The 13,051-nt window shown below is 68.6% G+C and carries 13 protein-coding genes; all 13 read left to right on the top strand.

Going from position 1 to position 13,051, the window contains the following annotated elements; translation table 11 throughout:
- Positions 1-7 precede the first annotated feature (7 nt).
- On the top strand, positions 8-640 hold the full coding sequence (locus ABSH63_RS10655; protein ID WP_352889671.1) for a phosphoribosylanthranilate isomerase: 633 nt from the start codon (positions 8-10) through the stop codon (positions 638-640).
- A gap of 50 nt (positions 641-690) precedes the next feature.
- Positions 691-1,887 (top strand): tryptophan synthase subunit beta, encoded by a 1,197-nt coding sequence (gene trpB / locus ABSH63_RS10650; RefSeq protein ID WP_352889669.1) that lies wholly within the window; start codon positions 691-693, stop codon positions 1,885-1,887.
- Positions 1,888-1,936: 49 nt separating this feature from the next.
- The gene (gene trpA, locus ABSH63_RS10645; protein WP_352889667.1) at positions 1,937-2,749 is read left to right on the top strand and encodes a tryptophan synthase subunit alpha; all 813 of its coding nucleotides are present in this window, start codon (positions 1,937-1,939) and stop codon (positions 2,747-2,749) included.
- Positions 2,750-2,776: 27 nt separating this feature from the next.
- Entirely contained in the window at positions 2,777-3,661 is an 885-nt protein-coding gene (gene accD, locus ABSH63_RS10640) for an acetyl-CoA carboxylase, carboxyltransferase subunit beta (RefSeq protein ID WP_352889665.1), read from the top strand.
- A 22-nt stretch (positions 3,662-3,683) separates the two neighbouring features.
- Positions 3,684-4,940 (top strand): bifunctional tetrahydrofolate synthase/dihydrofolate synthase, encoded by a 1,257-nt coding sequence (folC, locus tag ABSH63_RS10635; protein ID WP_352889663.1) that lies wholly within the window; start codon positions 3,684-3,686, stop codon positions 4,938-4,940.
- 16 nt (positions 4,941-4,956) lie between these two features.
- A complete protein-coding gene (locus ABSH63_RS10630) occupies positions 4,957-5,658 on the top strand; it encodes an SPOR domain-containing protein (protein WP_352889661.1) in 702 nt (233 codons plus the stop codon).
- Between the two features lie 75 nt (positions 5,659-5,733).
- On the top strand, positions 5,734-6,306 hold the full coding sequence (locus ABSH63_RS10625; RefSeq protein ID WP_352889659.1) for a CvpA family protein: 573 nt from the start codon (positions 5,734-5,736) through the stop codon (positions 6,304-6,306).
- A 2-nt stretch (positions 6,307-6,308) separates the two neighbouring features.
- Positions 6,309-7,823, top strand: coding sequence for an amidophosphoribosyltransferase (gene purF / locus ABSH63_RS10620; protein WP_352889658.1), 1,515 nt, complete (start codon positions 6,309-6,311; stop codon positions 7,821-7,823).
- A gap of 141 nt (positions 7,824-7,964) precedes the next feature.
- On the top strand, positions 7,965-9,161 hold the full coding sequence (locus ABSH63_RS10615; protein ID WP_352889656.1) for an O-succinylhomoserine sulfhydrylase: 1,197 nt from the start codon (positions 7,965-7,967) through the stop codon (positions 9,159-9,161).
- Positions 9,158-9,919, top strand: coding sequence for a ferritin-like domain-containing protein (locus tag ABSH63_RS10610; protein ID WP_352889654.1), 762 nt, complete (start codon positions 9,158-9,160; stop codon positions 9,917-9,919). Before ABSH63_RS10615 ends, ABSH63_RS10610 begins: the two co-directional genes overlap by 4 nt.
- A gap of 200 nt (positions 9,920-10,119) precedes the next feature.
- Entirely contained in the window at positions 10,120-11,274 is a 1,155-nt protein-coding gene (locus tag ABSH63_RS10605) for a flagellin (RefSeq protein WP_352889652.1), read from the top strand.
- Between the two features lie 72 nt (positions 11,275-11,346).
- Complete coding sequence (locus tag ABSH63_RS10600; RefSeq protein ID WP_352889651.1) at positions 11,347-11,694, top strand: flagellar protein FlaG; 348 nt, start codon at positions 11,347-11,349, stop codon at positions 11,692-11,694.
- Between the two features lie 11 nt (positions 11,695-11,705).
- The gene (gene fliD / locus ABSH63_RS10595; RefSeq protein ID WP_352889649.1) at positions 11,706-13,034 is read left to right on the top strand and encodes a flagellar filament capping protein FliD; all 1,329 of its coding nucleotides are present in this window, start codon (positions 11,706-11,708) and stop codon (positions 13,032-13,034) included.
- Positions 13,035-13,051: the final 17 nt, after the last annotated feature.

The following is a 13,051-nucleotide window of genomic DNA, read 5'->3' as shown; positions in this document are numbered from 1 at the left end:
GTTGCCCGTGTTCCGTACCCGCATCAAGTTCTGCGGCATCCGCCGCGCGGTGGACGCAGCGCTGGCGGTCGATCTGGGCGTGGATGCGCTTGGTTTCGTGCTGGTGCCGGCGAGCAAGCGCTATCTCGATCCCGAACGCGCCGCGCTGCTACGCGCAAAGCTGCCGCCGCTGGTGACCAGCGTGGCCTTGTTCATGGATGCCGACGCGGCTTTCGTGCAAAGGGCGATCGAGCTGCTGCGTCCGCATCTGCTGCAGTTCCACGGCGGCGAGACGCCGGCGTTCTGCGCGAGCTTCGGCCTACCGTACGTCAAGGCCGTGGCCATGGGGGGCGCGGTCGATCTCGCGCGCGAGGCGCGGCGTCACCGCCACGCCAGCGCGCTGCTGCTCGACAGTCATGTGCCGGGCGACATGGGCGGCAGCGGCAAGACCTTCGACTGGGCGCGGGCGACGGCAAGCCGCAAGCCGCTGATCCTCGCCGGCGGCCTGACGCCGCAGAACGTCGGCCGCGGTATCCGCGCGTTGCGGCCGTATGCCGTCGACGTGTCGAGCGGCATCGAAGCGCGGCCCGGCGTCAAGGATGCGCAGAAAATGCGCGCCTTCGTCGCGGCGGTGCGGCGCGCCGATCGCAGTACGGCGTAAAGTCCAAGGCTCCCGCTGCGAGCGTGCGCCGGGGCCCCGAGAGTGCAAGCATGAGCTATCGATATCCCGACACCCGCGGTCACTTCGGTCCCTACGGCGGCCAGTTCGTCGCCGAAACCCTGATGGAACCGCTGCGCGCGCTGGCCGCAGCCTACGACGCGTTGCGGCAGGACCCCGAGTTCCTGCGCGAGCTCGACGAGGATCTGCGCGACTATGTCGGTCGGCCGTCGCCGCTGTATCACGCCGCGCGCCTGACGCGCGCCTGGGGTGGGGCGCAGATCTGGCTCAAGCGCGAGGATCTGAACCACACCGGCGCGCACAAGGTGAACAACACCGTGGGTCAGGCCCTGCTCGCCAAGTACCTGGGCAAAACGCGCATCATCGCCGAGACCGGCGCCGGCCAGCACGGCGTGGCGTCGGCGACGATCGCCGCGCGCCTGGGCCTCAAGTGCGTGGTCTACATGGGGGCCGAGGATGTCGAGCGGCAGTCGCCGAACGTGTTTCGCATGAAGCTGCTCGGCGCCGAGGTGGTGCCAGTGAAAAGCGGCACCAAGACCCTCAAGGACGCGATGAACGAGGCCTTGCGCGACTGGGTCACCAACGTCGACGACACCTTTTACGTGATCGGTACCGTCGCCGGGCCGCATCCGTATCCGATGATGGTGCGCGACTTCCAAGCCGTCATCGGCCGTGAGGTGCTCGCCCAGAGCCGCGAGAAGTTCGGGCGCTTGCCGGACGCGCTGGTCGCCTGTGTCGGCGGCGGTTCGAATGCAATCGGCTTGTTCCATCCGTTCATCGATCATCGCGAGGTGAGGATGGTGGGCGTCGAGGCCGGCGGGCGGGGCATCGACACCGCTGACCACGCGGCGCCGCTGTCGGCCGGCAAGCCGGGGGTGTTGCACGGCAACCGCACCTACATCATGGCCGACGCCAACGGCCAGATCCTGCCGACGCATTCGATCTCGGCCGGCCTGGACTATCCGGGTGTCGGTCCTGAGCACGCCTGGCTCAAGGACAGCGGCCGCGTGGAGTACGTCGCGGTCACCGACGACGAGGCGCTCGCCGCGTTTCACGAACTGACGCGCGCCGAGGGCATCATCCCCGCGCTCGAATCGGCGCATGCCGTGGCCCATGCCAAAAAGCTCGCGCCGCAGCTCGGCGCCGAACGGCATCTGGTCATCAACCTCTCCGGCCGCGGCGACAAGGACATCTTCACCGTCGCCCGGCGCGAAGGCATCACCTTGTGAACGTTTCGTTCGAACCTTGGCCTTCGGCGGCCCGATTTCTCGCTTGAGCATGAACCGCATCGAAAAACGCTTCGCCGCCCTGCGCGCGTCCGGCCGCAAGGCGCTGATTCCGTACATCACCGCCGGCGATCCGGCGCCGCAGTACACGGTGGCGCTGATGCACGCGCTGGTGCGCGGCGGGGCCGACCTGATCGAACTCGGCGTGCCGTTCTCCGACCCGATGGCCGACGGCCCGGTGATCCAGCTCGCCTGCGAACGCGCGCTCGCGCACGGCACCGGGCTCTGGGACATCCTCGACATGGTCGCTGCGTTCCGTCGCGACGATGCGCACACGCCGGTGGTGCTGATGGGTTATCTCAATCCGATCGAGATGCGCGGCGTCGAGGCCTTCGCCGAGCGTGCGCGCGAGGTCGGTGTCGACGGGGTGCTGATCGTCGATCTCGCGCTCGAGGAAGCGCAGGACTATCTGCCGGCGCTGCGCAAGCGCGGGCTCGACTGCATTTTCCTCTTGGCGCCGACCAGTCCCGAGGCGCGCATCACGAAGGTCGCACACGCCGCCAGCGGCTATCTGTACTACGTCTCGCTCAAGGGCGTCACCGGCGCCGCGCACCTCGATGCCGCCAGCGTCCGCGCCAAGCTCGACGCGATCCGTCGCCACAGCGATCTGCCGATCGCGGTCGGCTTCGGCATCCGCGACGCTGCCTCGGCGCAGGCGATCGGGCGCATCGCCGACGGCGTGGTCGTCGGCAGCGCCCTGGTGTCGGAGATCGAACGCCTGCAGCAGCAGCCCGAGCGGCTCGCGCCGACGTTGCAGACACGGCTGCAGGAGCTCCGCCAGGCGCTGGACGCCGGCCACGGCTAAGATTGGCCCACCCTTCCCGTCGCGACTATGTCCGATTCGATGAGTTGGCTCGACAAGATTGCCGGTTCAAAGCTGCTCTCCAGCAACGCGCGCAAGCGCAACGTGCCGGAAGGCTTGTGGACCAAGTGCGAGAGCTGCCAGTCGGTGCTGTACCGGGCCGAGCTCGAACGCACCTTGGAGGTCTGCCCCAAGTGCGGCGCCCACCGTGCGATCGGCGCGCGCCATCGTCTCGACCAGTTTCTGGATCCGGAGCCGCGCTTCGAGATCGGCGCCGAAGTCGCCCCCAAGGATCCGCTCAAGTTCAAGGACAGCCGCAAGTACACCGACCGCCTCAAAGAGGCGCAGAACGAAACCAACGAGCAGGACGCGCTGATCGTGATCCGCGGCCAGCTCGTCGGCATGCCGGTCGTCGCGGCGGCCTTCGAGTTCGGCTTCATGGGCGGTTCCATGGGCAGCGTCGTCGGCGAGAAGTTCGTGCGCGGCATCAACGCCTGCCTCGAGTTCGGCGTGCCCTTCGTCTGCTTTCATGCCTCGGGCGGTGCCCGCATGCAGGAGTCGCTGTACTCGCTGCTACAGATGGCCAAGACCTCGGCGGCCCTGACCAAGCTCGCCGAGCGCGGGCTGCCCTATATCTCGGTGTTCACCCATCCGACGATGGGCGGCGTGTCCGCGAGCTGCGCGATGCTCGGCGACGTGCACATCGCCGAGCCGCGCGCGCTGATCGGTTTCGCCGGTCCGCGCGTGATCGAGCAGACCGTGCGCCAGAAGCTGCCCGAGGGTTTCCAGCGCGCCGAGTTCCTGCTCGAAAAGGGGGCGATCGATCTGATCGTGGATCGCCGCGAGATGCGCGATCGCATCTACCGCATGCTGGCGATGCTGACCCACTTCTCGCCGAGCGTCGGTCCCGCCTGATGGTCCCGGGGCCCCAAGGCCCATGACGCGCACGCTCCACGACTGGCTACGCTGGCAGGAAACCCTGCACGGGCGGGCGATCGACCTCGGACTCAACCGCGTGCGCTGCGTCGCTGCCCGTCTGGGCCTGCCGTCGGCGCGGCCGCTGACCGTCACCATCGGCGGCACCAACGGCAAGGGGTCGAGCGCCCATCTGGCCGCGCTGATCTACCGCGAGGCCGGTCACCGCGTCGGCCTGTATACCTCGCCGCATCTGCTGCACTACAACGAGCGCGTACGCATCGACGGCGTCGACGTCGACGACCAGTCGCTGTGCCGTGCATTCGAGGCGATCGAGCGCGTGCGCGCGGACACGCCGCTGACCTATTTCGAGTACGGCACGCTGGCGGCGCTGTGGCTGTTCGCCGCGGCCGAGGTGGACGTGCAGGTGCTCGAAGTCGGCTTAGGCGGACGCCTCGATGCCGTCAACCTGGTCGATGCCGACGCCGCGCTGGTGACCAACATCGGCCTGGATCACACCGACTGGCTCGGCCCCGATCGCGACAGCATCGGCCGCGAGAAGGCCGGCATCTTCCGCGCCGGGCGGCCGGCGATCATCGCCGACCCCGACCCGCCGGCCGGATTGCTCGATGCCGCGGCGGCGACGGGCGCCGTACTGCGCCGCATCGGCGTCGATTTCGGCTGTACGGCGAACGCGCAGGGCTTCGACTGGTGGACGGCGCAGCGCCGTCTCGGCGGCTTGCCGGCGCCGGGACTCCGCGGACCGGCGCAACTGCGCAACGCCGCCGGCGTCATCGCCTTGGTCGATGCGCTGCAGCAACGCTGCCGCGTCGACGAGGCCGCGATCCGGCGTGCGCTGCCACGCTTGTACCTGCCCGGGCGCTGCGAGTCGCGCGGCCGCTACCTGCTCGACGTTGCCCACAACCGCGAGGCCGCCGAGGTGCTGGCCGACCACCTGCGCGCGCAGGGCGCCGCGGCGCCGCGCGTGCTCGTGCTCGGCATGCTCGCCGACAAGCCGCACGCGGCCTTCGTCGATGCGCTCGCCGGCTGCTTCGACGCATTGATCCTGGTCGAACTGCCGCCGCCGCGCGGCATGAGCGCCAAGGCCCTGGCCGCCGCGATCGGGCCGCGCCACGTGGCGCTGCAATGCTGCGAGAATATGGCCGCAGCGCTCGCCGCCGCGCGTGCGCGCGCCGGCGACGGACGCATCGTCGTCACCGGCTCTTTCCTGACCGTGGCCGCCGCCGCGGCGCTGATCGATTCCGAAGATCCACGCTGATCGCCCCCGCCATTCGATGAACGACACCCTCAAACGCCGACTGGTCGGTGCCACCGTCATCGTACTGGTCGCCCTGGCCCTGGCCGCGCTGCTGCCGGAACCGCGCCTTCCGCCGGCCGCGGACGAAGACCTGCGCACGGTCACGATTCCGTTGCAGGAAGACGCCATCGCCACACTGCCGCCGGCCGCAGGCGCGCCGGCAGCCGCCGACGAGGGCAACCCGCCCGAGATCGACACCGATGATGCGTCGGCGCCGCATGGCGAGCCGCTCAAGCTGTCGTCGAGCTTGTCGGTGGTGCGATCGGTGGCGACACCCCCACCCACGCCCAGCCCCGCGGCTCGGCCGACGCCGACCGCGACCCCGAAGCCGACGCCAAAGCCGACCGCGACGCCGAGCCCCAAGCCCACGGTCGTGCCGACACCCGCGGCGACACCCACGCCCAGCGTCACCCCGCGGCCGACGCCGGCTCCGGCCGCCGTGGGCGCGCCGCAATGGTGGGTGCAGGTCGGCTCGTATGCCGACATCGGCAATGCGCGCGAGATGGAGTCACGGCTCGCGGCGCTGGGGCAGACCGTGATCATCGCCCCGATCGAGGCCGCCGCCGGCACCTTGTATCGCGTGCGTGCCGGTCCTTACGACAGCGCTGCGCGCGCCGAGGCCGCGCATGCGCAGATCGTGCGCGCCGGCATGACCGAGGCCCGCGTCGTCAAGCCTTGAGGCCGCGGCCGCGCTCGGCGCAGGTAGGGAGGCTCGCGGTGGTAGAATCGCGCGGCCTTCCTCAGCGCACGCGGCATGACCTGGGTCGACTACAGCATACTGGGCGTTTTCGTGGTTTCGATGCTGCTCGGCGTCTGGCGCGGTCTGATCCATGAGGTGTTCAGCCTGCTGACCTGGATCGCCGCCTTCGTTCTTGCGTGGATGTTCCACCGGCCGGCGGCGGCGATGCTCGCGCCGCATATCCCCGACCCGGTGCTGGCGATGGCGGCGGCCTGCGCTGGGGTGTTCCTGCTGGCTTTGCTGGTTGGCGCGCTGTTGACGCATCTATTGGTGCGCCTGGTGCGCGAAAGCGGTTTCTCGCCGGCCGATCGTACGCTCGGCGGCGGTCTGGGCATGGTGCGTGCGGTCGTGCTCGTCAGCCTGTTCGTGCTCGTCGCCGGCCGCATGGGTGCCGCCGAGGCCACCTGGTGGCGGTCCTCGGCGCTGATCGGCCAGTTCGAGCCGCTGGCACAGGGTTTTGCCAAGGTGCTGCCGGAGTCCTGGCTCGAGTTGATCGAACCGGCTCCAGACCCGGCGGCGCCCGCCGCGGCGGAGCCGCGCACCGCGCCGGCGGCTGCAATGCCCACGTCCATCTTGTTCAGTCCATAGCCATGTGCGGAATCGCCGGCATCGTTTCCCAGAGCGCCGCCGTCAACGCCGAGCTGTTCGATGCGCTGACCATGCTGCAACACCGCGGCCAGGATGCCGCCGGCATCATCACGAACGATGGCCACCACTTGTTTCTGCGTAAGGACAACGGCCTGGTGCGCGATGTGTTCAGCGCCGACGAGCACATGGTCAAGCTGCGCGGGCGTATGGGCGTGGCCCACGTGCGCTATCCGACCGCCGGCTGCTCGACCTCGGCCGAGGCCCAGCCGTTCTACACCAATACCCCGTTCGGCATCTCGCTCTCGCACAACGGCAATCTGACCAATGCCGAAGAACTCAAGCAGGAGTTATTCCTGCAGGACCGGCGTCATCTCAACACCGAGTCGGACTCGGAAGTCCTACTCAACGTCTTCGCGCACGAGCTGTTGCAGTGCGGCGCGCTGCGACTGACGCCGGAGGACGTCTTCGCCGCGGTGTCCGGTGTGCATCGGCGCTGTCGCGGCGCTTACGCCTGCGTGGCGATGATCACCGGGTATGGCATCGTCGGTTTCCGTGATCCCTACGGCATCCGTCCGGCGGTCTATGGTGTGCGCGAGACCGCGCACGGTCCGGACTACCTCATCGCTTCGGAATCGGTCGCGCTCGATGCCCTCGGCTACGAACGACTGGCCGACATCCAACCCGGCGAGGCCGTGCTGATCACGCTCGACGGCAAGCTGCACAAGCGCCAGTGCGCGGCCAATCCGGTGTATTCGCCGTGCATCTTCGAGCACGTCTATCTTGCGCGGCCGGATTCGGTGATGGACGACATCTACGTCTACAAGGCGCGCCTGCGCATGGGCATCAAGCTCGCCGAGAAGATCCTGCGCGAGTGGCCGGACCACGACATCGACGTGGTGATCCCGATCCCCGACACCTCGCGCGTCGCCGGCGCTGAGCTGGCCGCGCGTCTTGGCGTGAGCTACCGCGAAGGTTTCATCAAGAACCGCTACATCGGCCGCACCTTCATCATGCCGGGGCAGGCGCAGCGCAAGAAGTCGGTGCGCCAGAAGCTCAACCCGGTCGATCTGGAATTCCGCGGCAAGAACGTGCTGCTGGTCGACGACTCCATCGTGCGCGGCACGACCTCCAAAGAGATCATCCAGATGGCGCGCGACGCCGGCGCCAAGAAGGTCTACTTCGCCTCGGCGGCGCCGCCGGTGCGGTATCCGAATGTCTATGGCATCGACATGCCGACCAGCGCCGAGCTGGTCGCGCATGGCCGCAGCGTGGATGAACTCGAACGCCTACTCGGTGCCGACCGCCTGATCTACCAGGACCTCGAAGACCTGATCGACGCGGTGCGCGCCGGCAACCCGTCGATCACGCGCTTCGACTGCTCGGTGTTCACCGGCGAATACATCACCCAGGACATCACCGCCGAGTACCTGAGCCAGCTCGAACTGTTCCGCAGCGACTCGGCCAAGGCGGCGCGCAAAACCGCGCGCACCGTGATCGAGCTGGCCAACAACACTTGAGTTGCCGCCGCCTTGCCGCTATGGTCCGCGGTTGCGCCGATTTGGACCTGCTTGCGGGCGCTCTATAAATCCAGCTAAACGGTGATAAGCCCGTTTAGCCCTTCGGCAAACGGGCTTATCGCGTTTTCGGGAGCTTGTGCTGTGACTGAATCCTTCGATCCGGAGTGGGGATCCTCGACGCTCGGCATCCGCGCCGCGGAGCCGCGCACAGCCAACCGCGAACATTCGGCCTCGGTGTCGATGACCTCGAGCTACGTCTTTCGCAGCGCGGCCGAGGCGGCGGCGGTGTTCCAGGGCGAGGCGCCAGGCTACGTCTATTCGCGCTTCACCAATCCGACGGTCGAGGCCTTCGAACGCCGACTCGCGGCGATGGAGGGTGGCCAGAGCTGCGTCGCCACGGCCAGCGGCATGGCGGCGGTGCTGAGCCTTTGCCTGGCCTTGCTCAAGCAGGGCGATCACATCCTCGCCGCGCGCGGTCTGTTCGGCGCCACCGTCAACCTGTTCAACAACGTGCTCGGCCGTTTCGGCGTGACGACCAGCTACGTCGACACGACCGCGGATGTGGCGGCGTGGAAGGCCGCGCTGCAGCCGAACACCAAATTGCTGTTCGTCGAGACGCCGTCGAACCCGCTGTGCGAGCTCACCGACATCGCCGCGCTGGCGCAGCTTGCGCACGCACACGGCGCCTGGCTGTGCGTCGACAACTGCTTTTTGACGCCGGTGCTGCAGCAGCCGCTCAAACTCGGCGCCGATTTCGTCATCCACTCGGCGACCAAGTACATCGACGGTCAGGGCCGCGGCATCGGCGGCGCGATCGTCGGTGACGCCGAGCGCGTGGGCAAGGACGTGTTCGGCTTCATGCGCACTGCCGGGCCGTGCATGAGCCCGTTCAACGCCTGGCTGTTCCTCAAGGGGCTCGAAACCCTGGGCGTACGCATGCGCGCGCACTGCGAGAACGCGCGCGCCGTGGCCGAGTGGCTGGAGCGGCAGCCCAGCGTCGTGCGCGTGTTCTATCCGGGGCTGGCGAGCCACCCGCAGCACGTGCTCGCGCAGCGTCAGCAGCACGGCTATGGCGCCATCGTCAGCTTTGAGGTCGAGGGCGGCCGCGAGGCGGCCTGGCGGCTGATCGATGCGACCCGCATGCTGTCGATCACGGCGAATCTCGGCGACACGCGCACCACCATCACGCATCCGGCGACGACCACGCATGGGCGCATCAGTCAGCAGGCGCGCGACGCCGCCGGCATCACCGAAGGCCTGGTGCGCGTCGCGGTCGGCCTCGAAGACACTCGCGACATCATCGCCGATCTCGCGCGCGGTCTGGCCACCCTGCGATGACGGCGCGCGCCGCGGCGTTCGCCGCGCTGGTCGAAACCGATCCGCTGCGAAAATGCGCCGCAGTGATGGCGATCGACGCGCCCATCACCGGCGAGCCCCCGGCGCAGGCATTCGACTGGCGACGCGTGCCGGGACGACCGGACAAGCCCGTGCTGGTGCATCCGCGCGCGGTGCCGAGGCGCGCCGTCGGCAGCCTGGAAGGACGCTGCGCGCTGCTGCATGCGGTGGCGCACATCGAGTTCAACGCGATCAATCTCGCGCTCGATGCGGTCTGCCGCTTCGACGCGCTGCCGGATGCTTTCTACGTCGACTGGCTCAGCGTCGCCCGTGACGAGGCCCGGCACTTTTCGCTGCTGCGTGCGCGGCTGCAGCGGCTTGGCCGCGACTACGGCGACTTTTGCGCGCACAACGGTCTGTGGGAAGCCGCCGAGAAGACCGCGCACGATCCGCTGCTGCGCATGGCGCTGGTGCCGCGCGTGCTCGAAGCACGCGGGCTCGACGTCACGCCGGGCATGATGAACCGCGTGCGCGAGGTCGGCGATGGCGACACGCTGGCGATTCTCGACCTGATCCTGCGCGAAGAGGTGCGCCACGTCGCCATCGGCACGCGCTGGTTCCGGCATCTGTGCGCGCAGCGCGGCATCGAGCCGGTCGCGACCTTTCGCCACCTGCTGCGCGAGCACGGCGTGCGCCTGCATCCGCCGTTGAACCTCGATGCGCGCGCGGCCGCCGGTTTCGTCGACGCCGAACTGGCCTGATACCGAGGCAAGCGGTCGCTACGCCGTTGGTCCCGGCGCCTCGTGCCGTTCGTCCCGTGTAGGAGAATTCGCTCAAGTTTGCGGGCTGCGCTCCGATAAGGACGTCAACAGCGGCGACACTCACTCCCGGCAACGGGACCGCTGCGGCAGGAGCGGAGCCTCGCGGCCCGGCTCCGGTTCAACCTCACGAGGAGCCCTTCATGCAAGTCATCAACACCAACGTGATGTCGCTCAATGCCCAGCGCAATCTGACGACCTCACAGTCTTCCCTCGCCACCTCGCTGCAGCGCCTGTCCTCGGGTCTGCGCATCAACAGTGCCAAGGACGATGCGGCAGGCCTGGCCATCAGCGAGCGCTTCAGCTCGCAGATCCGCGGCCTCAACCAGGCGCAGCGCAACGCCAACGACGGCATCTCGCTGGCGCAGACTGCCGAAGGTGCGCTGGCCCAGGTCACCAACAACCTGCAGCGTATCCGCGAGCTCGCGGTACAGTCGGCCAACGCCACCAACAGCAGCACGGATCGCACTGCGTTGCAGGCCGAAGTCACGCAGTTGCTGTCGGAAATCGACCGCGTGGCCAACCAGACCGAGTTCAACGGCGTCAAGCTGCTCGACGGCAGCTTCACCTCGGCGGTGTTCCAGGTCGGCGCCAACGCCGGAGAGACGATCTCGATCTCCTCGCTGGTGGACGCCAACACTGCCGCGCTGTCGTCGGTGACCTCGGCCACCGGTCAGTCGAGCGCGACCAGCGGTATCTCCAATCTCGCCGCAGCCACCGCCGGCGATCTGGTCATCAACGGCGTCGACGTCAGCACCGCGATCGGTGCAGCCGGCTCGATCAACCAGCGTGTCGGGCAGGTCATCGATGCCATCAACAACACCTCCACGCAGCATGGCGTCAGCGCCGCCTTCGATGCCGTCAACGGCCGCATCGTGCTCACCTCCGATGCCGACATCACCGTGACCGGCAACGACGACGGTTCGGTGACCGGGTTCAACGTCGGCGGCGGTGACGGCAGCGCCACCGCGACGACGACCAACGGCCTGACCACGCTCAGCGTCACCTCGTTCGCCGGGGCCTCGCTGGCGATCCGGCAGATGGACAGCGCGCTCGCTCAGGTGAACTCGGCGCGTGCGACGCTCGGTGCGATCCAGAACCGCTTCGAGTCGGTGGTGCAGTCTTTGTCGACCACCGCGGAGAATCTGTCGGCCGCGCGTTCGCGCATCCAGGACGCGGACTTCGCCAAGGAAACGGCCAATCTGACGCGCGCGCAGATCCTGCAGCAGGCCGGCACGGCCATGCTGGCCCAGGCCAACTCGTTGCCGCAGAACGTCCTCAGCCTGCTCCAGCGCTGAGGTCGATGAAGGCCCCCGGGCGCTCGACGCCCCGGGGGCCGCTGCGGCGCAAACGGTCCGGGAAGCCAAGTCGTGAGCGAGTCCATCCCCGCCGTGTCGGCTGCGGCCGCTGCCGCTGGCAGCGGTGTGCCGGCCGTTGCCACGACGCCGCGGACGATGCCCGCACCGGCGCCGTCCGGCGCGCTCGCGGCTTCACCCGCCGGCGACCTGGACGCGGCGGTGCAGGCACTGCAACACCAGGTCCAGGCTGCCGGTGCCGAACTCGAGTTTCGCATCGACCGCGATCTGGACCGCGTGATCGTGACCCTGCGCGATGCGCGCGACGGCAGAGTGCTGCGCCAGATCCCGGCGGAGGAAGTGCTGCGCATCGCGCGCATGCTGCGCGAGGCCCGCGCCGCGCTGATCGAGGCCACCGTCTGAGTGCAAGAACCATGGCGAACCTCTCCTCGCTCGGCGTCGGTTCCGGACTCGACATCGCCTCGCTGGTGTCGCAACTCGTCGCCGCCGAACGCGCGCCGGCACAGACCCGCCTGAGTACCGCGCAGTCGCGGATCAATGTGCAGCTTTCGGCCATCGGCACCTTCAAGGGCGCGCTGTCCGACGTGCGCAGCAAGCTCGATGCCCTGCGTAGCGGCGCGCTGGCGACGCTCAAGGCCACGAGCACGCGGCCCGAGACCTTCACCGCCAGCGCGAGCGCTGCCGCGGTCGCCGGCGAATACGAGGTCGAGGTCGTGGCGCTGGCACGCGCTCACAAACTGGTGAGCGGGGCCTACCTCGACGGCGCCGGCACCGTCCTTGCCAACGGCGACATCGACATCCAGGTCGGCGGCGCATCCTTCACCGTCACTTTGCGCGACGGCAGCAACACGCTGGCCGACCTGCGGCGACTGATCAACGAAGCCGCCGACAACACCGGCGTCAGCGCCACACTGGTCAACGAGACTGGCGGCACCCGTCTGTTGCTGACCGCGACCGCGACCGGTCTGGCCCATCAGATCAGCGTCGACGGCATGGCGTTCGCCGAGCGGCAGGCGGCGGCCGACGCCCATCTGCGCATCGAGGGCTTCGATTACGCCTCGGCGTCGAACACCGTGACCGGCGCGATCGACGGCGTCACGCTCGACCTCGTGGCGGCCGAACCGGGCGTACGCCATCGGCTGGTCGTCGCCCAGGATCACGACGCCGCGCACAAGGCGATCAGTGCCTTCGTCAATGCCTACAACGCCGCGGTCAACACCATCCACTCGCTGACCCGCTACGACGCCGACAAGCGCCAGGCCGCTCCGCTCACCGGCGACATCACCGTGCGCGGCGCGATGCAGGCGCTGCGCGGCGTACTCGGCACCGGCAACGACGGCGGCGCGCTGCGCTTCTTGTCCGAGATCGGCATCGCGACGCAGACCGACGGCACGCTCAAGCTGGATGCGAGCGCACTAACCGATGCGCTGAAGAACGATGGCGGCGGTGTGGCCCAGCTGTTCGCCGGCGAGGGCGGATACGCCGAGCGTCTGATCCAGGTGCTCGACGGTATCGTCGGTGACGACGGACAGGTGAGCGCCCGCACGGACTCGCTGCAGACGCGATTGCAGGACCTGACGCGGCAGCAAGACGCGCTCGATCTGCGCATGCAACGCGTCGAGAGTCGCTATCGCGCGCAATTCACCGCACTCGATACGTTGATCGCGCAGATGAACGGCACCAGCAGCTATCTCACGCAGCAGCTCGCCAGTTTGAATCTGCTCACCGCGAAGCAGAAGTAGGGCGAGCAGCGGCCGCA

Source organism: Sinimarinibacterium thermocellulolyticum, assembly GCF_040327995.1.
In the GTDB taxonomy this organism is placed as follows: Bacteria; Pseudomonadota; Gammaproteobacteria; order Nevskiales; family Nevskiaceae; genus Solimonas; species Solimonas thermocellulolyticum.
This window is presented reverse-complemented; position numbering and strand designations above follow the sequence as displayed.

Excerpts from the sequence above, each read along its gene's own strand:
- trpB (WP_352889669.1), top strand. The coding sequence starts at position 691 with ATGAGCTATCGATATCCCGACACCCGCGGTCACTTCGGTCCCTACGGC.
- trpA (WP_352889667.1), top strand. The coding sequence starts at position 1,937 with ATGAACCGCATCGAAAAACGCTTCGCCGCCCTGCGCGCGTCCGGCCGC.
- accD (WP_352889665.1), top strand. The coding sequence starts at position 2,777 with ATGTCCGATTCGATGAGTTGGCTCGACAAGATTGCCGGTTCAAAGCTG.
- folC (WP_352889663.1), top strand. The coding sequence starts at position 3,684 with ATGACGCGCACGCTCCACGACTGGCTACGCTGGCAGGAAACCCTGCAC.
- ABSH63_RS10630 (WP_352889661.1), top strand. The coding sequence starts at position 4,957 with ATGAACGACACCCTCAAACGCCGACTGGTCGGTGCCACCGTCATCGTA.
- ABSH63_RS10625 (WP_352889659.1), top strand. The coding sequence starts at position 5,734 with ATGACCTGGGTCGACTACAGCATACTGGGCGTTTTCGTGGTTTCGATG.
- purF (WP_352889658.1), top strand. The coding sequence starts at position 6,309 with ATGTGCGGAATCGCCGGCATCGTTTCCCAGAGCGCCGCCGTCAACGCC.
- ABSH63_RS10610 (WP_352889654.1), top strand. The coding sequence starts at position 9,158 with ATGACGGCGCGCGCCGCGGCGTTCGCCGCGCTGGTCGAAACCGATCCG.
- ABSH63_RS10605 (WP_352889652.1), top strand. The coding sequence starts at position 10,120 with ATGCAAGTCATCAACACCAACGTGATGTCGCTCAATGCCCAGCGCAAT.
- fliD (WP_352889649.1), top strand. The coding sequence starts at position 11,706 with ATGGCGAACCTCTCCTCGCTCGGCGTCGGTTCCGGACTCGACATCGCC.